This window comes from Vibrio sp. SCSIO 43132 (assembly GCF_019904195.1).
In the GTDB taxonomy this organism is placed as follows: domain Bacteria; phylum Pseudomonadota; class Gammaproteobacteria; order Enterobacterales; family Vibrionaceae; genus Vibrio; species Vibrio nigripulchritudo.
This window is the reverse complement of sequence record NZ_CP063200.1, coordinates 525,228-545,732: the sequence shown is the minus strand read 5'-3', so window position 1 is coordinate 545,732 and position 20,505 is coordinate 525,228. Positions and strand designations below refer to the sequence as shown.

General features: G+C 47.4%; 17 protein-coding genes. 8 read left to right on the top strand and 9 right to left on the bottom strand.

Annotated features, from left to right (window positions below; genetic code table 11):
* Positions 1-15: 15 nt before the first annotated feature.
* The 4 genes from INR79_RS20520 (at position 16) to INR79_RS20505 (ending at position 4,175) form a co-directional block, all read left to right on the top strand.
* Complete coding sequence (locus INR79_RS20520) at positions 16-1,125, top strand: hybrid sensor histidine kinase/response regulator (protein WP_223099570.1); 1,110 nt, start codon at positions 16-18, stop codon at positions 1,123-1,125.
* A gap of 411 nt (positions 1,126-1,536) precedes the next feature.
* Positions 1,537-2,745 (top strand): MFS transporter, encoded by a 1,209-nt coding sequence (locus INR79_RS20515; protein ID WP_223099568.1) that lies wholly within the window; start codon positions 1,537-1,539, stop codon positions 2,743-2,745.
* A 364-nt stretch (positions 2,746-3,109) separates the two neighbouring features.
* Entirely contained in the window at positions 3,110-3,517 is a 408-nt protein-coding gene (locus tag INR79_RS20510; protein WP_045965620.1) for a hypothetical protein, read from the top strand.
* A gap of 148 nt (positions 3,518-3,665) precedes the next feature.
* On the top strand, positions 3,666-4,175 hold the full coding sequence (locus INR79_RS20505; RefSeq protein WP_223099567.1) for a hypothetical protein: 510 nt from the start codon (positions 3,666-3,668) through the stop codon (positions 4,173-4,175).
* An 85-nt stretch (positions 4,176-4,260) separates the two neighbouring features.
* On the opposite strand, the gene INR79_RS20500 is transcribed toward INR79_RS20505, so the two are convergent.
* Together INR79_RS20500 and INR79_RS20495 are read right to left on the bottom strand one after the other, a co-directional pair.
* A complete protein-coding gene (locus INR79_RS20500) occupies positions 4,261-7,131 on the bottom strand; it encodes a cellulose-binding domain-containing protein (protein WP_223099565.1) in 2,871 nt (956 codons plus the stop codon).
* Positions 7,132-7,494: 363 nt separating this feature from the next.
* Positions 7,495-9,387, bottom strand: coding sequence for an ATP-binding protein (locus tag INR79_RS20495; protein WP_262415450.1), 1,893 nt, complete (start codon positions 9,385-9,387; stop codon positions 7,495-7,497).
* A 150-nt stretch (positions 9,388-9,537) separates the two neighbouring features.
* Between INR79_RS20495 and INR79_RS20490 the strand changes: the two genes are divergently transcribed.
* Genes INR79_RS20490 through INR79_RS20480 form a run of 3 tightly spaced genes read left to right on the top strand, consistent with a single transcriptional unit; the run spans position 9,538 to position 13,030 of the window.
* A complete protein-coding gene (locus tag INR79_RS20490; RefSeq protein WP_223099522.1) occupies positions 9,538-10,713 on the top strand; it encodes a Mur ligase family protein in 1,176 nt (391 codons plus the stop codon).
* A 52-nt stretch (positions 10,714-10,765) separates the two neighbouring features.
* Positions 10,766-12,340 carry a hypothetical protein gene (locus tag INR79_RS20485; RefSeq protein WP_235187376.1) on the top strand — a complete coding sequence of 525 codons (1,575 nt, stop codon included), beginning with the start codon at positions 10,766-10,768 and terminating at the stop codon, positions 12,338-12,340.
* Positions 12,341-12,352: 12 nt separating this feature from the next.
* The gene (locus tag INR79_RS20480; RefSeq protein WP_004406761.1) at positions 12,353-13,030 is read left to right on the top strand and encodes a tail fiber domain-containing protein; all 678 of its coding nucleotides are present in this window, start codon (positions 12,353-12,355) and stop codon (positions 13,028-13,030) included.
* Positions 13,031-13,073: 43 nt separating this feature from the next.
* Here the strand turns inward: INR79_RS20480 and INR79_RS20475 are convergent, their stop codons facing one another.
* Entirely contained in the window at positions 13,074-13,703 is a 630-nt protein-coding gene (locus INR79_RS20475) for a response regulator (RefSeq protein WP_022589923.1), read from the bottom strand.
* 375 nt (positions 13,704-14,078) lie between these two features.
* Here INR79_RS20475 and INR79_RS20470 point away from each other — a divergent pair, with 375 nt between their 5' ends.
* Entirely contained in the window at positions 14,079-14,540 is a 462-nt protein-coding gene (locus tag INR79_RS20470; protein WP_022560776.1) for a hypothetical protein, read from the top strand.
* A gap of 1 nt (position 14,541) precedes the next feature.
* Here the strand turns inward: INR79_RS20470 and INR79_RS20465 are convergent, their stop codons facing one another.
* Genes INR79_RS20465 through INR79_RS20440 form a run of 6 tightly spaced genes read right to left on the bottom strand, consistent with a single transcriptional unit; the run spans position 14,542 to position 20,435 of the window.
* Complete coding sequence (locus INR79_RS20465) at positions 14,542-15,669, bottom strand: M20 family metallopeptidase (RefSeq protein WP_223099518.1); 1,128 nt, start codon at positions 15,667-15,669, stop codon at positions 14,542-14,544.
* 21 nt (positions 15,670-15,690) lie between these two features.
* Complete coding sequence (locus INR79_RS20460; protein WP_223099516.1) at positions 15,691-16,461, bottom strand: glutamine amidotransferase; 771 nt, start codon at positions 16,459-16,461, stop codon at positions 15,691-15,693.
* 57 nt (positions 16,462-16,518) lie between these two features.
* Complete coding sequence (locus INR79_RS20455; protein WP_223099514.1) at positions 16,519-17,607, bottom strand: phosphotriesterase; 1,089 nt, start codon at positions 17,605-17,607, stop codon at positions 16,519-16,521.
* Between the two features lie 7 nt (positions 17,608-17,614).
* Positions 17,615-18,625, bottom strand: coding sequence for an ABC transporter permease (locus INR79_RS20450; protein ID WP_223099512.1), 1,011 nt, complete (start codon positions 18,623-18,625; stop codon positions 17,615-17,617).
* Complete coding sequence (locus INR79_RS20445) at positions 18,625-19,461, bottom strand: ATP-binding cassette domain-containing protein (protein WP_223099510.1); 837 nt, start codon at positions 19,459-19,461, stop codon at positions 18,625-18,627. The genes INR79_RS20450 and INR79_RS20445 overlap by 1 nt, the downstream gene beginning before the upstream one ends.
* A gap of 32 nt (positions 19,462-19,493) precedes the next feature.
* On the bottom strand, positions 19,494-20,435 hold the full coding sequence (locus INR79_RS20440; protein WP_022593771.1) for a substrate-binding domain-containing protein: 942 nt from the start codon (positions 20,433-20,435) through the stop codon (positions 19,494-19,496).
* Positions 20,436-20,505 lie beyond the last annotated feature (70 nt).

The following is a 20,505-nucleotide window of genomic DNA, read 5'->3' as shown; positions in this document are numbered from 1 at the left end:
CTGGGGGTAGTTCGAATGAACGAAATTATGATAGTAGATGATACGCCTGCTAATTTAAAACTTTTAGAGTCCATATTAGTAGGTGAAGGCTACAACATAAGAGTCGCGATAAGCGGTGAAATGGCCATAAAGAGCGCAGCTAAGTTTCTTCCTGATCTCATTTTAATGGATATTAACATGCCAGGAATTAGTGGTATTGAAGCCTGCACAAAAATTAAATCAGACCCAGAATTAAGTGAAATCCCTATTATATTCATTAGCGCAAATTCAGATACTAACTCTATAGAAGAAGCGTTTGCTGCTGGCGGGCATGATTATATAACCAAGCCATTCCGGTCTCGGGAAGTGCTCGTTCGCGTTAAGAGTGTATTGTCAATGATACAAGCGCAGAAAGAGAAATATCGTGCGCAGTTATTATCATCTATGATCAATATTATCATGGGGGTGGCGCACGAAATGAACACGCCGATAGGTGTGTGCGTAACAGCGAGTAGCCATTTGCTGGACCACGCGGAAAAAATGAACGTTAAGCTAGAATCAAATACCATTAAACGAGATGATATTAGTGATTGGATTGACCAAGATAAAGACATCTCACAGCTAGTTACAACCAATCTAAGTAAATTAAATCAACTGGTTACAGCATTTAAAACATTACCCGTGCATGATATATCGGATACAGAAGAAGTCGATCTTTGTGAACTCATGAATAGTGTTGTTGAGTCAAATGAAAAACTCCTTGAAAAGAACGATGTAACAGTGAATTTATCTTGCGACAACATTACTGTTCCGACAAAGAAAAAACTTATTTTCAAATTATTTGATAAATTAATTGAAAACTCCATAGATCACGCATTTGAAGGAATAAAAAGTAGGGCTATCGACATTGAATTTAAAAATATTGGTAAAGAAATGAATATAATTTATCAAGACAATGGTGTAGGAATGGAATTCAATAACTTGGAAAAGATTTTTGACCCTTTCTTCACAACCAAAAGAATTGATAAACATTTAGGATTTAGTGCGACAATTATTTATATGACCGTTATATGGGCGTTGGAGGGCAGTATTCAGGTAAAATCTGACAATGGATTGAAATACATCATAAGAATCCCATTCAATTAATATTGAGTAATAGTTCAACACCGATCAAACAACGCTTACGAATAAAAATTTAGTTACAAGTCATTTCCCACCAAACCGTACACCATTCGAATTTATATCACTCGATAATTTAGCGTAGGGCTCACTCTTGGAAGGGTTCATCGAGCTTATCCAACGAAAGGTTGTATCATCACCTTGATAGAAAGATAGCACTCTGGTGACTAGGTAGTCACTACGAGCTATCAACCCGTCTAACTAAGGTCATTTCAGCAGAATGCTATATGGGTATTGTTCCCGTTAGGTTGTCAACAAGTCCTTTATGCACCTCAAAATTGATAATGAGAATCTTTTTCATTAATTCCTTTTAATAGAAATTTATAGCTTGTATATTCAACAAGATGTTTTTGTCATTTTGATATGGAAATCAATATTATGAGCCCTCTCAAGCAGTTATTTATATTAAATGCGGTTTGCATGACTGCAATGATGTCGATCATTCCAGTGATCGGCCCTATTATTCGTGAAGTGGGACTATTGGAATGGCACGGAGGGCTTGTGGTAGCCATGTCGGGCATTACGTGGTTGCTCAGTGCTAAGAAATGGGGTACGACCAGTGACCGAAAAGGTCGAAAACCTGTATTGCTGATCGCTACTTTAGGTTACGCCATCTCCTTTATACTTATGACGATATGGTTGGACTTATCTTTACAAGCAACTTTCAATACATTCGTCATACTGGTTGGTATGATCGTTGCCCGTGCTCTGGTTGGATTGTTTTTGGCAGCTATTGCACCTGTCAGCACTGCGTTTGTAGCAGACATCACCACAGCAAAGGAGCGACAAAGCGCGATGGCTAGTATTGGGGCGGCTAGTGCTATTGGCTTAGTTGCTGGTCCCGCTCTGGGAGGGTGGCTATCTCAGTACTCGCTAACGCTACCACTCTACGTATTATCAATATTCCCCGTCATAGCATGGATTTTCATTAAAATCCGCCTGCCCGAAACACAAACAAACATTGTGCCGCCAGAAAACACAATTAGCTTTTTCGATCCTCGGCTTCGTTTTCCTGCAATCGCAATGTTTATCTGTATGTTTGCTGTTATCACCGCTCAAATCATCATAGGTTTTCTTGTGTTGGATCGTATCCGAGACACAGCAGAAGAGACAGCGCAACTCTCGGGAATTGTTCTGACAATCACAGGGATTACATTGGTAATCACGCAGGGCATGTTAGCTAAAAGCCAAGGCAATTTATTGCTCAAGAGTTGTATAATTGGTCCTATCGCTTCTGTTGCTGGTTTGTGTATCGTTTCCGTCGCACACTCTGCCTTAGCTCTTATTGCGGGTTACGTATTCATGGCTTTTGGGCTGGGGCTACTGTTTCCGACAATACAAGCAATCACTGCCAATTCGGTAGGGAAGGATGAGCAAGGTGCAGCTGCAGGTACAATCTCGGCAGTCCAAGGGCTTTCTTCTATTTTGGTTCCTATTATTGCCACCGTGTTGTACCAGAGCAATCAAAGCTTCCCATATTGGTTCGCCGCATCGCTGATGGTTGTGCTGTTTTTGCTTGTATTGACCAATCAAGCAAAATTCAACTCTCCGAATACCAGTCAGACCGAGCAAGCTGACCTTAATTAACTCTAAAACACAGTTCGGATTGTCGTCGATTAAGATGGCAATCTGAACATCTAATCCTCACCAAAAGAATCAAAACTCCCCTTTCAGCACTTCTTCATACTTTTCTTATCAATCGCTGCTATCTACGTATGTCTAGCATCTGTTGCGGTGTTACCCTTCTTAACGATGGTTTGACCTTATCTCTCACATAAAACAGAAAACAGAAAACAGAAAACAGAAAACAGAAAACAGAAAACAGAAAACACTATATATATAAAATTAATATTGATCTTATTTGTCGATAGTGTTTTCATTAAATCATTGAACATAATTTAAACAACAACTGACTCCAGAATTGGATTTAACAAAAGATTGAGGTGCATTTATGCTTTATAAGATTTTAACTGCAATATCGGCGTTGTTATTTATTTACTTGTTTAATCTACTCTTTTTCTCTTCATCTACGTTCTTATCTGACGTAGGTTTACCTGGTAATGCAGATGCATTGTTTATGGGTAAGCGCGCCGCCATGCTGATGTTAGGAATGGCGTTTTTCAATATTCTAGGGTTTCAAATAATCAAACCGCATTTAAGAGTTCAGTTTTGTTTAATGATCACAACTGTATTGGTGGCATTAGGATTTTTAGGCTTACATGAACTGGATCGGGGTGTTGTAAATGAGGGAATCATGACGGCAGTTTACGTCGAATTCACTCTGGCTGGCTTGTTTGTGATTGCTGCCGCTTCCAGCCTAAAGGGTTACTTAGCTTCTCAAATTGGTCCAGCAGACTAATTTGAACAAACCTCTTTTTGTTGCTGGAACTTGAGGGTAGCCATCTCAATTTTGATTATTTACCAAGAATTTACAAACACATAAAAGATTCATTCGAGCAACCAATCATCATTAGGCTTTTCATCCAAAAGCCTAATGAGACAAAATAATGAAATTTAATCTTCCTACTGCGCTGGCGTTGACCGTGGCGTTCGGTTCTACCTCTGTTTCCGCCAATACCATCGATAATCTCGTTGCCGATTTCGTTCAAAAAATTGAACAGAATAACTGTTCTGCCGACCTTACGGATTTAGAAACATCGCAAGCTATCTCTCAGAGTTTAGGAGTTAGGGTTCACCCCACACTTCATTTAATGAAGGATTACCTCATTGAACAAGGCACGCTTGAATACAAAGACAGAGGTGGCGAAGTGATCGCCAAAACAGCCGCTTGTGGAGGTGAAAAAGCGGTACCCGTCCCAACAGAAAGCCTGAAGAGTACACTCGAAGAGTCGGGTAAATGTTCGCTAAGCAAGCTAGATTTCAGAAGTTTACTCAAAGCTTCTAATATCGGTGGCTGGGAAGGTTCAGGAGCACTAAAAGCGCTGAGCAAAAAAGGCGACGTTGTTTACGATAAAAAAACAGACAACATGAACATCAAGTTTGGAAAATGCAGCTAGGGTTACCTAGCTGAAATAAAAGGAGCTCTCAATGAGAGCTCCTTTCTGTTCCATTCAAGGAAATTAAGTTAGTTAGACCAACAAATTATTGTGGGTTCAGACCAAGCTTCTGAAGTACCAGTTTGAAGTTTGCACGACGTTCAGCAATCGCGTGAACTTTACCACTTACCGGACAAGCATCGTCTGGGCAACCACGGTTAACAATACCGGATACCGCATCAACAAACTTAGTACCTACCATGCCACCATCAACGTAAGCTTTTAGCTCATCATGATAGTTCCAGGCTGCGTATGGGCCACCTACATCGCTGTAGTTCTGTACAGACGTCATCCAGAAGAACAGACCTGCAATCCACTTGATCTCTGTGTTCTCTTCCGTAGAACAAATCAACTGAGGGTTAGAACATAGGTCTAGGTCAGCGTATAGCGGGTTAGCCGGAGCTGCTTCAACCAGAGTCCCTTCGATAGTTTGACCAACCGTTTCTGGGTCAACATGGCTACGACCAATGAAGTGGTTCAGCGTACCGAAGTTCTGACGACCTGTGGTCTGGATTACACCGCGACCCCACCAGCCACAACCTTCGATGGACTGCTTGCTGCTGCCATCCCACAAGAATGCACCCGCTTTCTGACCAGCGTAGATCTCACACTTAGAGCGTTCCCAAACTTGCTTGTTCTCGTCGATGGTTTGAGGGCTCGTCATACAGTGCTCGCCATTGATATCCCAGCGACCTGCGGCACCCGCGACCATTTTGCCTTCTTCTTTAAGCACTGCATCTGGTGCTACGAAGATAGGAGCTGGCGCGCCATACCATGAAGCGTGCGTATTTGCAGAAAGCTCCAGCTTGCTGTTACGTGGACAAGAGTAAGGGTGATCTTTGCCCGTTACAGGGTTGTAACCGTAATCGGCGTATTTCTGGTCTAGCTGACCACAAGACGCGCTGTTCGGGTGGTTTGCTGGTGCACCGTACTTAATCTCTGCCCAGTTGTTCTCATCACAGGCGTTGTAACGGATGGTTTCCTGCATGCTTTGAGACAGGAACGCGGCAATAGCGACTTTGGCGTACTTCTTATTGGTTTCAACATCTGCGTTAGGATCAATCAGCCAGAACTGGTTACCCGCAACGCCAACGTTGTGCATGGAGTTCAGTGCTTTCAAGAAGTCTTTCCACTTGTAGATAGTAGAAGGAGCCCACTTGTTGCCCGGAAGCTCATACAAGAACGCCTCGTTATCCATTACCGTTTCAGCACCTTCTAAGTCTGTATTAAGTGCTGCGATAGAAGTTAACGGCGTTGCTGTCTGGCTTTCTGGCACATAGTAAAGTGGAATTGGGTTGGCTTGGTATGCCGCCACTTTGCCTTTCAGCCAGTCCGTGTTCGTTGTAGCAGAGACAACAGGCGTCGATGTGTCACTTCCCCAAAGAATAGAGAATACGTTGCTGTAAGCCGCGCGACGAAGTTGGCTTACGCCCCAGTCATGAGATTCCTGCTCGACCAAAGAAGCAACTGAAGAAACACCGTAAGTTGCACTGTCTAGAGCAATCGATGCAACATCGCTACGAAGGTTAGCCGATGTTTTACCCAGAGACTTATCGCCCATGAAGAAGCTGGCTGCAGTACCAGCCTGAGTTGCCACGTCATAGTTACCAGATTGTGAATTGGTAGCCAGATGTGCGCCCGGCAGTTTGTACAACATTGCTGGTACATTGATGGAATCGGTCACCTGCTTAACATAAACAAGGTAGTTATCCCATGCAACAGGACCAAATGCGTGCTCTGCACGACCTGCATTGGAAAGACCATTGTTGCTGCTTTGCTTGAATACCAGGAAGTCAGGCTTCGCTGCCGCATCTGCGTAAGCGCCTGTCCAGTTCACAAATGAAACCACAGACTGAGATGCCGCATTCCATGTTGAGCGCAACCCAGCGTAGTCTTTGTGAACCCAGTTTGTTGTACCCGGGTTAGAAACGCTTAGTGACCAACCGTAAGACGCGTCTTTGGCAAACTGCTCAATCACAAAGTTCTGAGACGCAACCCAGCCCTTAATGTTGTCTTCCAGTTTTGTCACTGCCGTATCGATAGCCGACAGGTTGTACAGGCTTGAAATACTTTGCGATGTTCCTGCCGCGTTCGTTACCGTCAGGGTACCCGCATTAGTGATCGCTTCACGCAATGCACGCTTAACCTGTACTTCCGTAAATGCCCCATCAACACCAAATGTGGTCGCGAAAGTTGTGTCTTGGTTCGCCTGCCACGTTGCCAATAAATCTTCGTTTAGAACGATAGAACCCGGCGATGCATGAGCGCTGTCTTTAAATACCTGAACCTGAGCGGCAATCTGGATAAGGTTTTGATAATGCGCAACCAGATTCGCGTAAGTCAGAATGTCGGCATCACCCAGACCAGACGCGGTAGAAACAGCCGCTACTGGTACGATGGCTTCACCGCCATTCACTTTTTCTACTTCTCTTGACTGCTTAAGTGTTGCCAGCACATCCGCCGCATTAGTCACGACGCTGAATACAGAATCAACTTTAGAGCTTGCCAGCGCACCATTTAGTGTCGCTGAGTTATCTGTGAACGTACCGATAGCCAGCTTACTTGGCCAGCCCGCCACTTCTAAGTTCACTGGGTCTTTACGGATAAGCAGAGTGGCATCACCAAGAACCGGACCTGGGCCAGGATCTGTACCCGCACAGTCAAAAGCAAACGTCCAAGACCCATCGGAACCCGGAATAGACGATGTATGCCAGTTAGCGGTGTACGCCTTGCCCTGGTATTGCATCTGGTCACCCTTTTTAGCGTGGTTCGGGTTACCAGCCCAATCGACCTGTGGCCAGTTCGGGTATTCATTGATGCCGGCACAAACATCAGCGGCTAATGCGCTGACTGGGCTAATTGCACCAACGGCTAAAGAAACGGCAAAAATGAGTTTATTCTTCTTGAAAATTGTCATTAAAATCTCTCGCACCTCAGATGTAAGATGTTCAACGTTATCAGCTCCACTTTTTGCTCGAAGCCGCTTTATTGGATCAACTTACATGTTGCGTAGAGTTGGCGACGCACTCAAATGAGTATTTACTTAGCAGTGATACTTTTCGAGTGACTGCACAGTGGAAATGTATGTAGAAGAAAACCGAATTGCACATTGCCCAGCAGGGTCATAAATCTCGTGATTTTTTATATGATTATCAGATTTGTGACTAATGTTATGAATGTAATGTCCCCTCTTGCAGCTTGTTGTTCAGTAAAGACGTGAGGCTTTCATCTAAGTCAAAACAGATGGAAGTAAGACCTGTCACCTAACCCTTTGAAGTTTCTACAAAGGTACTGTCACTTTCGCAATTCCCCCTTCTTTTTTCAGCTCAAAATAAAACTGACCATTCATCTTTTTTGCGCGATTTTGAATCGACGACAAACCATATCCATCAGATTTCTTATCAACAGAGTCTTTGGAATTTTTCCCGTTGTCCTGTACCCGAATGATGAGCTGGGAGTCGTTTTGAATGCACTGAAAGCTCACTTTTGTGGCTTGTTCAGCGTGCTTGATTACGTTGGTAATCAGTTCTTGCAGAATGCGTAACAAGTCCAGTTTGGACTGTGGTGTAAGAGTCACGGCGCTGTCTTCACACTCCACAAACCATTCCAGTTCTATATCGGCAGCTTGAAGCACGGGTTCAATGCGCGCTCGCCATTGCCCGAGTAACACACTGAATTGTGCGTCGAAAAGCGGGTTGCGTGAATCAAGAATCAGGCGTAAATCGTTCAGGCACTGGGTTGCTTTGAGCTGAATATCGGTTTGGTTGGTGTTCGGCACTCTTAGTAACGTAATCAGCTCAACGAGTTGGCTGCCCAATCCATCGTGCATGTCAGAAAGCAGGCTCTGACGCTCATCCATTAATGCTTGTTTCTTTTCCAACTCATGCGCCACTGCCTGCTCTTTTTTATACAGCGCGACGGCTTCCACTACTTTCTGTTCTAGAGTTCTTTGCAATTCTTCACTGCGGTTTAGTGCACTGGCATATCGATAGATAAGAAGCACGCACAAAGTCAGAAAAATAAGTAAGTTTGCATGGGCGCTTAGCGGGAAATGCATCTCCAGAAGCTGCATCCCATCCAGCGAATCTAATATCCCAGATACCACGCCAATCATTCCTGCCGTAGCAAGTAACAAGGCACTTTTGCTGCGATTGAATAACGCCTGAGTCACCAATACATAGCCGATATACACCGAGCTCAACGCGACATAACCACGCAAAGCGCTTTCGTTAAACCGCCACCATAGCTTGGTCGGTTCATATTCATAAAGCACGAAAGACGATGCAGCCAGAACCAATGTCGCCACACCTACGATTAACTCGACAGACGGACGTTTAAGCTGATACCAGCGATGCAAAAACAGTATCATAAACAAGGTCAGGAAAGGCTGCACCGTAACCGTTGTCATCCAGTAAGTTTGTTGGGAAATAGGTAGCGACGACACCGTAAATGTCATATTACTCATTGCCCAGCATGCAAAGCCCAAAGCAAAGAAAAGATACTCAGTGTTGTTGCCGCGAAACCACCACAGCAGAAGGTAAAACAATGTAATCAGCGGAGTCAGCCACTGCATCACAATGTGCAGCCCAATCTGCGACCAGTACTGAAACTGATAGTAGGGCTTCACCTGCTCTGGCGTACCATAAAAAATCTCGGGCATTTGCAGCCCGCCACTGGACGCGATTTTTACAGTGAGTAGCAGTTCCGTCCCATCAAATAACGAATTGGGCAACTCATGATAGGAAGGGCGATAGCGAAACCTTGGCATCATAGAGTCGCGGGAATGAGCAATCGGTGCCGTCTGCCAAATCAACTGCTCACCCAAGTAAAACTCGGCAGTGTCACGAAAAGGCGGCAGAAAGATAGCCGTGGTCGCGTTCGAATCTTTGTCGACTATAGGAAGCGAGATCCGATACTCGCCATAAGAAAAATTGAGGTGCTGGCTGTAATGATGAGGTAGAGCGACATCTATCAGCTTGATGGTTTCATTGTCATTAAGAACCAGAACACCTGACTGCACCGACGGCAAAGAAACAAGATCACCATACCTTAGCAACGATACCAGTGCGTAAATTGCCACAACAGGCACCAAAACAATGATCGCCAAGCGCACAAATACTTCCCGAGATGCGCTTTCAGGTCTGTTCAGCGATGTCCTTTCGCTCGATTGCATACCGTTCACTATTTTATAAAAACTCAGTCTACTGTCATTTCTATCCACTCTGCAACCAAGTCCCCCTAAAACTGGGGATGGTGAATCCCCCTTATCCGCGTAACGTAAATATCCAGTCACGCAAGTAAACTGATTCGAAAGGATTCGACAATGAAATGGGCAGCAGTTACTGGAACTAATGGCAAAACCACCAGCGTAGAATTAGCAAGGCAGTTGCTTTCAAAACTAGGTATTCATGCAGCCAGTTGGGGCACATTAGGGGTGGGGTTGGATGGGGAGTTTGAAGAAGTCCCCTGGTATTGCAATTCCAGCCAACGGGTTCACGAATTCATTCAAGATCTCACCGAACAGAATCAGGTGGATGTCTGTTTGATGGAGTGTTTTAGTCGCCTGATAGAAATTGGGCAATACCAACATTTCGAGTTCGATTGCGCCGCCTTTACCAACTTAACGCACGATCATCTGGACTACCACCCCACCCTCGAAGACTACCTCAATGCCAAACTTAAGCTGCTGAAGCATTGTAAAGCCGGCGCTGATGTGTGGATCAACCAGCAAGATCCCATGCACCCCAAATGGGTCGCAGCAAGCCAGAGTACTGGATTGAACGCTCGGTTATTTGCCGACTCAACGTCCACTCCCGGATGGTTTGGGCGGCTAGAGGGAAGCACGTTGTCGCTCAACCTTAACGGCTATGCATGGCAGGGAGATTGCCCATTCTTTGGCGAACATAACGTTCAAAACCTGCTGACTTCACTCGGCATTGTCCAGAGCCTTTACGGTAAGGAAGCACTCACACAGGCTTGCCAATATATCCCCACTCTTTCTCTGCCCCCCGGTCGGCTAGAATCCATCGCCACTAAAGGCAACAGGCAGGTGTTTGTCGATTTTGCCCACAACCCAGACGGGCTTATCAAATCTCTGGATTCACTGAATCAAACCTTTGGCAAGAAGCTGGTGGTGGTGTTCGGTTGCGGTGGTGATAGAGACAGAAGCAAACGCGCACCCATGGCAGAAAGTGTCAGACAGTTTGCAGACCAAGCCTTTATTACCAGCGATAACTCACGTAGCGAGCCGCCTGAACAGATTTTCGCACCACTCAAAAAAGTCCTGCCACATGCCCGAGTCATCAAAAACCGGACGGACGCCATTTATCAAGCCTTAAAAACACAGCAGCCTGATGAAATCGTGGTGGTCGCCGGGCGAGGTCACGAAGGCATAAAAGTGGATTCCGCCACGGAGCTGATCGCCCCTTTAGAAAGGACGCAAAACGTGCGGGATGCCGACATTATTCATCATTGCCTAGCACAGTTGCCGCACTGGTAACTGCGCTAGGAAAAAACCAGCCAGATAACACTTATCTACACTCAAGGAGGACATGATGCGAATAGCCGTTATTGGTGATTCCGTGATGTGGGGGCAAGGTATTCCCCGTCACTTAACCTATGCGAATCAACTCGTCAGTTGGCTTCGACAAAACGTAAATAGTGGCGCAAACGTGCGGGATCTTCACCAACCCGTCACTGGCGATTACAAAGCCCACTCTGGTGCCATCATCGGAAACGACAACGAGCACCACCGACGCCCGAGCTACGACACCAACTTGCCGCAACCCACCTATTTTGGTGACTTGCCTGCGTCGTACCCGACCATAACCAGACAACTCACAGACATCGAACAACCTGAAACCGTCGACTTGCTGCTGATGAACGGCATCGCCAACGACGTGGGGTTTAAGTCTGCCGCCACCGATTTTGAAAAGACGGTGCAAAAGCTAGATGGACTGGTCGACGATCGCCTGATTCCGTTTCTGGTAAAAGCCAGAAATCAGTGCCCCAATGCGTTGATCATTTATACGGGATACTTCCCGGCCGTTTCTCCGCATTCAAAATTTGAAAGTGTGGAGCAGGTATTAGACGTGATGGAGCAAGCGGGTTCGGTGTTGCAGGAAATTGCTAACTTTCGAACCGGAAACCGTTTTGCCGACACCATTATTGAGTTTGCCGAAGCACTCACGCCCATTGATGACATTCTCGGCTGGATGGGCGACGGGCTGACTGCGCCAGCCGACCAGCTCGATATCATCAAGCTCAATGCTTACCTGTTCTATACCGCCATGGAACTGGGCGCAATGCGAGCAGCCAACAAGGTCAACCAACAACTCACCGCCAGCGGCAAAGCGCCCATCTGGTTTGTTCACCCCGGTTTGTCCGCCAGCAAAGCCATGTTCACACGGCAACCGCAGGTGTGGGGTTTGCGAGGCGATCCTCTGGTCACTCGCGAGCGCGTCAAGATGTGCCCGAAATATCAGGCAACGTTGAGTTTTTCTGCATCGGAAGGGTTGGAACTGGGACAAAACCTGCTCACTGCGGTGTCTTGCCAGAAAGCCCACATGCTGCATCCCAACAAATCCGGAGCAAACCAGTATTTTGCTCGTCTGCAATCCATGATGACCGACCATCACACTTTCAGTCTGCGTAAAGTGATGGGGCAAATCGCACCGAATTATCGCGTTCGTAAAGCCACGGAAGAACTCGGAATTCCATTTAATGGTTCACTTCGAAATCTGATTCCTCATCAAACGTTAAACATGCTGGGGGCAACGCTGACGGTACAAGCAAGAAGCAACGCAGAAAAGCTGGTGTTCAACCTCCATTACGGGGATCGCAAGTTTCCGCTGGTGGTGAAATCGCTGGTGAATCAGGGGGCGATGAAGCTTTATGCTTCCGAACAAGTGGTGCTGGATACCGAAGCACGAGTTCCCATGAAATCCGTCAGCAAACTGCACCTTCGCTGCGCGACATCGGGGGTGAACAAAGTCGCCAACGTGAATCTGCAAGTGATGATCAACGGCGCGACCTTCTCATTCGATTTAGAAGAAGCCAACGGCACACTCAGCAGTACCGGAACTCCGCTACCATTCGGGCTCTTTTCTACGCCAACTCAAAACTAAAAGGACTTAATTATGACTACCGACATCAAACTGGGCACCCGCCGCATCGACAACATCGCAAACCACTTTCGTTTTGGTCAGCGAGCCGAAGAAAACAAAGGCACTGGCGTTGAGATTCTGCGCGACAACTTAATCATCACTTCAGAATTTTCTAGCCGCGCCAACCGCACGGTTATTACGCCAAACCGCGTTCGCACCAAATCAACCGTGTCCGATAAAGTGTTCTGTGAAGAACAGGAGTGCCGCAAAGAAATCAGTGTGGGCAGTGTGGCAGCGGTAACAGAACGCATCGACAACGAAACCGGTTCAATTAAAGTCATCACCCCCAAGGATACCCCCGATATTCACGTCGATGGGGAAACCGGAGCCATCAAAGCGCGTAACTTTCGCCGAACGTCTGATGAAAGGCTCAAGAAAAACATCAACCCTATCCTGTCACCACAGCAAATCCTAAGTCAGTTGAATGGCGTGACGTTTTTGTGGAAAGACAGCCACAGCAACACCACGGAATACGGACTGATTGCCCAACAGGTAGAAGCGGTGATCCCATCACTTGTGGATGAAGACGCAGAAGGCATGAAGAGTGTCGACTATGAAGGGCTGATCCCTCTGCTGCTGGAAACCACCAAGCAACTGCACCAGCAGGTTCAACGATTGGAAGAGCGTATCATGGTGCTGGAAGCGAAGTAAGCCAGTTGAGGCAGGGGTTAGAAAGATGTTCTGTTATTTAGAGCTACTTGATCAGCCCCTGTTGATTGGCTTCATACACCGCTTCACAGCGGCTGTTGACTTCAAGTTTGCGATAAATCGCTTTGATATGATCGTTCACTGTGTAATGAGAAATACCCATCATATTACTGATTTCGCTGCTTTTAAGCCCTTTTGCCAGCAAAGTCAGTACTTCGTTTTCCCGACCCGTTAATGGGTTCGGCAAAGGCTCTTTTTGCCCTCCCTGAATTTGGTTCAGCACATGGGCAGCAACGGCGGCACTCATGGGCGCGCCTCCGGCGAGTTGGTTAGCAATCGCCTGCTCTATCTGTTCGAATGGGGTGTCTTTCAGCAAGTAACCACGAGCCCCCGCTTCGATGGCTTTGAGCACATTGTCTTCGTCGCCAAAGATGGTCAGCACCATGATTTCCGTTTTTGAGGATTGCGTTCTTAAGTGAGCGATCAGTTCACGACCATTACCATCGGGTAAGCCCAAGTCAACCAAGGCTAAATCGTATTGATGCTGCTTAACCAGCTCGAAAGCCTCCGCCAGACAACTGGCGCTGTCGCAATGGCTGATCTGCTCAGAATCCGAAAGCTGAGATAAAAACTGTCTATATGCGGGAATGTCTTCAACAATCAGTAAGCGGGTCATGCGCGTCTCTAAAAGTATGGAAATACAAAGTTATACATCAGTTCATCGGTGAGAAAGGTGTGCTACTGCAAAGTTCAGAGAACGGTATTTAAAACGTCATCAATAGGAGATATGGCTTCAAGCAAAATGTTGCTTATAGGGCAAATAATTGCCCGCTTTGTTCGTACTCTAAGTTCAGCTTAAATTTAAGTTTTGATGATGAGCTCAACGGATTTTCCCGTTGAAACAAGTATTTGTATCAAGAATAAGAACTTGAGGGGTTTTCGCATTAATCCATCAAGATTTGACAAGAGCTGAATTCGCAAAAGGCATATTCTTTGCTATTTAAATGTCTATTTTCAAACAACAAGAAGATTGATCAGATAAGGTGCAATCATGAACAGGACCCTACTGCTGATGTTAACGCCAGCACTATCAGGTTGCTTAACCGATGAATCCGCAACCCGATCGACCAAGAAAACGGACATCTTCTCATCGGTCATGAATCAGACCGTGGGCATTTACCCCAAGTCTTTCACGACGACCCCTACAGGCTGTCGCTGTATTTATGTGGCTAAAAATGCCACCGATACCAAGCTAACCGATTTAAAAATGAACATTAAAGTGCACAATCAATATGGTACTTTCAATTGTGGTATCGCGCTGGGGAAGGATAAGCTGGAACCGGGAGAAGTACAGGCACTAAGTAACCTGTCCGTTGGAATGGCATGTGGAGACGTAGAGCAAGTTGAAGCCTTCCATACAGAGGAATGCCATTTTGAAGGAAAACCCAGCGAGTTCTGTCAGCCCCACCAGTTCGTGTTTGAACCATTCGGTGATATCGACTGGAGACACTAACTCAAGACTCTTGCGTGTTTAACTGCCAGCAAGAAATCAGCTCTCCATAGATATCAACAGCCCGGACAATATTCTCTACATAACAGTATTCGTCAGTCTGATGCGCCATCTCTGGGCTTCCCGGTCCCAACAAGACAGTCGGTATATTGTTCAACCGCGGCTTAAGAATGGCTGCATCGGTAAAGTAAGGCATGATCGCCGGTTTCAGTTCTTTGGACGAGTCCACCTGACACACTTGATAGCATAAGTTTATCCACGGATGACTGGCGTCTGACAGCATAGGCGGCAAATCCATGACCGTTTCTAAGTGCCCCTGACCACCAATTAGCTGCTGAATTTTCTGACTGACACAAGAATGATTCATGCCCTCTACGGTACGGATGTCGATATGAAAATCACAATGATCGGGTACGGAGTTGATGTTGATTCCCCCTTGAATAGTGCCAATGTTCAGAGTGGTACTCCCCATCAGAGAGTGGCTTTCTCCAATCGATAAATGCTTCAGAGAAAACACCGCTTCCGACGCGTCATAAATCGCATTATGCCCCTGCTCTGGCATGGCGCTGTGGGCAGTGACTCCCTTAAACGACGCTTTCAGCCACAGCGCACCTTTATGTCCAATTACGGGGTAATTACTGGTGGGTTCGCCGACAATCAACGCACCAACTTCGGGGAAATCAACGATATCGGCGACCATGGCTTTTGCTCCGTCACAGCCCGTTTCTTCTCCGCCTGTCAAAATGAGAACGACTCCTTTACCTTCTTTGATAACCGCCTTGTTTTTGATGCATGCTGATATAAACGCTGCAATCCCGGACTTCATATCACTGGAGCCTCGACCATACAGGCGCCCTTTTTCGATTTCACCGCCAAATGGTGATTTCCCCCAGTCGGCATTGCCCAGCGGCACGGTATCCATATGACCGGTAAACCCAAGCGGCTCCCCTCCTTCTGCTCCTGACATTTCCGCTATCAGGTTTACCCGCCCTTCACCAAAACAATGAGTGCGAACCTGAAAACCTTCCAGTTCCAGAAGTGACGTGAGGTAACGCGAACATTCTTGCTCATCACCGGGCGGGTTAAGTGTCTGAATGTTGATCAGCCGTTGCGTCAGGGATACCGCGTCCATAAGCTTTACCTTTTTCGTGTCTTAAGCGGTGGCAGGTATTTCTGTCAGCCAGTCGAAGCAGTTCGTCCAGATGCGTTTATAACCCGACCACGCAATGAAAGGCTCAGGTACCCAATGCACAGCCATATCGCTCGTCCAGACTAATGCTCGCCCACGACCAAATTCCTGACATACTAGTAACGGATGCTGCGATTCCGGTACTACAGCCAGTACCGTTGCCCCCTCTTTGGCTTCTACCTGATTGTACCCAAGCAGGTAGGGCCATTCTTCGTCCTTAACGCCACTTAACACAGGGTGATCCGCAACGAGTTCGGCAACGAACCCTTCTGGCACTTCCACTCGATCATCTCGTTGCAAACAGGTCACTGGCAGCACATCTTCTACTGGTGTTCCGTGGTATCGGGCAGCGCCATTGATGCCCTGAAAACTCAGGTAACCACCGATCATCATCAGTGCGCCACCTCCCAGCACATACTCTTTAATCAGCTTGAGTCGGTTAGGGGTTCTGGCGCTTTTTGCCCAGGTGTCTGGGTGCAACAACAAAGTATTGGTGCCAATGTCAGACAGTACGACGATGTCGTAAATATTCAGCTCTTCCAGCTCAGTTGGAAACCCTTCCTGCGCTTCATGGTTTGTCATGTAGGTGATCTGGTAGTTACTGTCTTCCAGTTGTTGCAGAAAATCCGTTGCTCCGGTTTTGAATGTCGCGGTCGCGAACAAATCAAACCCCTTTGTATGGCTTTCATTGGTCGTCCAAGATTCACCGACCAGTAAAACATTTTTCTTTGTCATGGTTTTTCATCCTTGTTATTGGTGACCCTAGCCTCCCGGGCACCGCTAAATTGGTGTCTAATCAATATTTGAAAATACACGGGTAGGATTGGTGATCATCAGCGTTTCCAATTGCTCACCCGATACACCCAGCCTGCGAAGTTGAGGCACAAAATGCTTGAGAATATAGCCGTACCCGTTGCCGCCATATTTTTTAAGCATCGACTTTAGAAACACGTCCTGAGACAGAAGAATTTGCCGCTCGTAGCCCGATTCAATCAGCTTGAGAATGGCTTTGGCGTTGTCCTGATCACTGGGCGACTGCGCATCTTCCTCGGCGTAGTAGTAGTCCATACCGATCATGTCGTATTCGAGAAATGCCCCTCGGTCTGCCAGTTCGTGCTGGTAACTCTCGTCGTCATAAGACGGATTCATGTGGCACAAAACTACATGTTTCAGGTCTGCTCCTTCCGACTCCAGTACATCCAGCACTTGGTGCCCCAAACGCTCCCAGCCCGGCAGGTGTACCTGAATGGGCACCTGAGTGAGCGCACTGGCTCTTCCCGCAGCGCGAAGGCTTTTCTCTTCATTGGCAGTAAACTGGCTGGATACGCCAATCTCACCAATGAATCCAGCCATGACCGAAGGTTTTTCCTCGCTGCTACCCACATCAAACACCAGCTTAGCGGTGAGATCTTCCACAGAGCTGGACGCTACGTATTCCGGGTGTGAAGACTCAAGATAGAACCCTGTTCCCATTACAATATTGAGCCCGGTGCGGCGCGATATTCTCTGCAACGCAAGTGGATCCCGACCAATTCCGATATTGGTGGGGTCAACCACAGTTTCGCCCCCCAGCTCCACATAAAACATCAGCTCTTCAATGGCTAACGCCTCGTCGAACAGCTGGCAGTTATCCTTGTTGATGAGGGGGTTTCGACGTAGATCGCTCAGCATATCTACGCTCACTTCACGCTCAGCAAAGTGACGGTCGGAACAGCAACATGGGGGCACCCATTTCCCTGATGCATCCACCAAAATGTGCTCGTGCATCAGAGTTACGCCCATCTGCTCTACTGGCATGGGACCCAGTACCGTCATGACGCAACCCGAGTTCACACCAAGAGGCAGAGGATCAGGGTGAGTAAATATCGTGCCTTTTTTCATACCTGACTTACCCCTTTGAGCTGGATGATGGATTGAAGATTCGGGTGTTCAGCCAGATGGCGATCAAGATAATCACACCGGTAACAATCTGGGTGTAGAAAGGCGAAACGTGCGCCAGAATCAAACCGTTATTGATGACCCCAACGGTCAATGCACCAAGCACTGTCCCTACTATGGTTCCGCGCCCGCCAAACAGGTTGGTACTGCCAATCACCACAGCCGCAATCACTTCCAGCTCGAAACCCACTCCCTGATTGGACGAGCCACTGCCCAGCCTTGCCGTGATGATCACTCCAGCTAAAGCCGCCGCCATCCCACTGAGAACATAAACACTAGAGATGATGGATTTGGTATTCACCCCTGCCCGTCTTACGCCTTCCGCGTTTGAACCAATGCCCGTCACGTAACGGCCGTATCTCATGTTATTCAGAGTAAGGTAAGCACAGCCCACCACGGCAAAAGCGATGATGCCCGGTAATGGCACATCAAACAGCCAGGCGCGACCAATATGCGCAAATAGCGAGTCATCCGGGATTGGAATGGAATATCCCTGAGTAATCAGAAGCCCGATCCCCCGAATGATGGTGAGTGAAGCCAGAGTCACAATGAAAGCAGGAATCCCCTCATACGCGATAAAGTAGCCATTAATCGCTCCAATAAGAGCCCCCAGCGCCAGAGCAGCTACCACCACCACAGCCCAGTGCACTTCCCAGTGGCTGAGCGCAACCGCCGACAATGCGCCAGTCAGTGCCAGAGTTGACCCCACCGAAAGGTCAATACCTCCTGTGGTGATCACCAGCGTCATGATGGACGCCACAATCAGAAGCGGTGCGTTCTGCCTTAAAACATTCAGCAGATTTCCGGAAGTCATAAAGTGATCAGTACTCAGCGAGAACACCACCACGCACAACAGGAAAAACGCTGCGATGCTAACCACTCCTGCGTGTTCCAACATCAGTCTTCGGAAAAATGAGTGGTTCAGTTCCCTTGAGTTATCCGTCATCGAAAGGCTCTCCATTATGCGCCTCCTGAGTTGAGTTGCTCGCCACGAGCTGATGAGGAGCCCTTAGCAGATGGCAGTCCCTGCGCGGATTGCGCCGTAAATTTCTGCCCGACAATCAGGTCCACCACATCAGCAAGATCCGTCTCATCGATTTTTTTCTCGGCGACGTTCTGCCCTTCAGCCATCACCATAATCCGGTCGCAGACCAGAAAGAGATCCTGCAATCGGTGAGTAATCAGAATGACGCTCACACCAAGCTCGCTCACTTTTTTGATCAGTTCCAGAACGGCTTCTACTTCGGCAACCGCCAGCGCAGCAGTGGGTTCATCCATGATGAGTACCTTAGGGTTGAACCCCACCGCGCGGGCAATCGCAATTGCCTGACGCTGCCCGCCAGACAGATGTTGCACCTGAGTCCGGGTATTGGGAATTTTCACCCCCAGCCCTTTGAGCATTTCAGACGCTTCATGATGCATAACCGCCTTATCCATCAGCTTGAGACCGCACACCGATTTGAGCGGCTCTCTTCCCATAAACAGGTTTCCGGCGACGTCAACCGTGTCACACAGCGAGAGATCCTGATACACCATCTCGATGTGCTCTGCTCTTGCATCAGCCGGAGATTCAAACACCACAGGTTTTCCTTCTAGGGTAATAGTGCCGCTGGTTGGCGACACCGCCCCAGACAGAATTTTGGTTAACGTCGATTTACCTGCCCCGTTATCTCCCACCAAGCCCAGCACTTCACCTGCTTTGAGTGTTAAATCGACATTGCGTAGTGACTGAATCGCCCCGTAGGTTTTGCTGATTCCGGTCATTTTGATTCGATCCAGATGCACATCCGTATTCATCAAATGATCTCCTTTACTGCTTGCTGTGTGCGCTACTTGAACATGAACCGGAAATCATCCACGTTGGCTTTGGTCACAATGGTGACGGGAACATCAATCTGCTTGTCCACGGCGTTACCTTTAACCAGGTCAACCGCAGCGTTAACGCCTGCTTCGCCCATACCGAAGGTGTTTTGCTGAATCACACCAACTACCCAGCCCTCATCGATGCCTTTTACTGCCTGCGCGGTCAGATCCCATCCGAATACACGCATTCTGTCTTTGGCGTTTTGTGAAATCGTCGCGGCCAGTGCACCAATCAGTGCTGGTTCACCTGTGGCGTACACCAGATTCATTCCCGGATTCGCAATCAGCAAGTTTTCAGCCGCAGTCTGGGCAACATCCTGAACATTTCGACCGTCCACCGTGTCGACAATTTTTCCTTTGGAAAGCCCGTTTTTAAATCCGTCCAGGCGCACGTTCTGGATATAGGAATTCAGAGCCCCGACTACACCCACACTCGGGTTATTCAGGCTTTTTTCATTGATGTACTGAGTCATAAACTCGCCAATCTGTTTACCGGCAAGCAGGTTATCAACCCCCACCTGAACGTCGTTGACTCCTTCAACGATTCCATCAATGGTCACAACCGGAATACCCGCTTCCTTGGCAGAAACAATGGCAGGTCGAATACCGTTTACGTCAATGGGAAGCACCAGAATCGCATCCACTTTGTCCTGGATGTAGGCGTCGATAGCGTCGTTCTGAGCAGAAGGTTTGTCGTTAGCGTTATAGATCAGAAGCTCAACACCAGCTTTGTCTGCGGCTCTCTGCGCTCCTTCGTTGATCTGATTGAAGAATAAAGCCTGCTGATTGATCTGAACCAACGCGAATCTCAGCTTCTCTTTCGCTAGTGCTGGCTGAAAAGACATAGCCACAATCAAAGCGGCTACTCCCGTGAATGAAGTGAGTAATTTCCATGTTTCCCTAAACATTGTCTTCGTCCTTTTCTGAAGTCCATTTTTGTTTTGTAAACCGGTTTACCTGATCGATTATTAACCAGTG

Excerpts from the sequence above, each read along its gene's own strand:
- INR79_RS20520 (WP_223099570.1), top strand. The coding sequence starts at position 16 with ATGAACGAAATTATGATAGTAGATGATACGCCTGCTAATTTAAAACTT.
- INR79_RS20515 (WP_223099568.1), top strand. The coding sequence starts at position 1,537 with ATGAGCCCTCTCAAGCAGTTATTTATATTAAATGCGGTTTGCATGACT.
- INR79_RS20510 (WP_045965620.1), top strand. The coding sequence starts at position 3,110 with ATGCTTTATAAGATTTTAACTGCAATATCGGCGTTGTTATTTATTTAC.
- INR79_RS20505 (WP_223099567.1), top strand. The coding sequence starts at position 3,666 with ATGAAATTTAATCTTCCTACTGCGCTGGCGTTGACCGTGGCGTTCGGT.
- INR79_RS20500 (WP_223099565.1), bottom strand. The coding sequence starts at position 7,131 with ATGACAATTTTCAAGAAGAATAAACTCATTTTTGCCGTTTCTTTAGCC.
- INR79_RS20495 (WP_262415450.1), bottom strand. The coding sequence starts at position 9,387 with ATGCAATCGAGCGAAAGGACATCGCTGAACAGACCTGAAAGCGCATCT.
- INR79_RS20490 (WP_223099522.1), top strand. The coding sequence starts at position 9,538 with ATGAAATGGGCAGCAGTTACTGGAACTAATGGCAAAACCACCAGCGTA.
- INR79_RS20485 (WP_235187376.1), top strand. The coding sequence starts at position 10,766 with ATGATGCGAATAGCCGTTATTGGTGATTCCGTGATGTGGGGGCAAGGT.
- INR79_RS20480 (WP_004406761.1), top strand. The coding sequence starts at position 12,353 with ATGACTACCGACATCAAACTGGGCACCCGCCGCATCGACAACATCGCA.
- INR79_RS20475 (WP_022589923.1), bottom strand. The coding sequence starts at position 13,703 with ATGACCCGCTTACTGATTGTTGAAGACATTCCCGCATATAGACAGTTT.
- INR79_RS20470 (WP_022560776.1), top strand. The coding sequence starts at position 14,079 with ATGAACAGGACCCTACTGCTGATGTTAACGCCAGCACTATCAGGTTGC.
- INR79_RS20465 (WP_223099518.1), bottom strand. The coding sequence starts at position 15,669 with ATGGACGCGGTATCCCTGACGCAACGGCTGATCAACATTCAGACACTT.
- INR79_RS20460 (WP_223099516.1), bottom strand. The coding sequence starts at position 16,461 with ATGACAAAGAAAAATGTTTTACTGGTCGGTGAATCTTGGACGACCAAT.
- INR79_RS20455 (WP_223099514.1), bottom strand. The coding sequence starts at position 17,607 with ATGAAAAAAGGCACGATATTTACTCACCCTGATCCTCTGCCTCTTGGT.
- INR79_RS20450 (WP_223099512.1), bottom strand. The coding sequence starts at position 18,625 with ATGGAGAGCCTTTCGATGACGGATAACTCAAGGGAACTGAACCACTCA.
- INR79_RS20445 (WP_223099510.1), bottom strand. The coding sequence starts at position 19,461 with ATGAATACGGATGTGCATCTGGATCGAATCAAAATGACCGGAATCAGC.
- INR79_RS20440 (WP_022593771.1), bottom strand. The coding sequence starts at position 20,435 with ATGTTTAGGGAAACATGGAAATTACTCACTTCATTCACGGGAGTAGCC.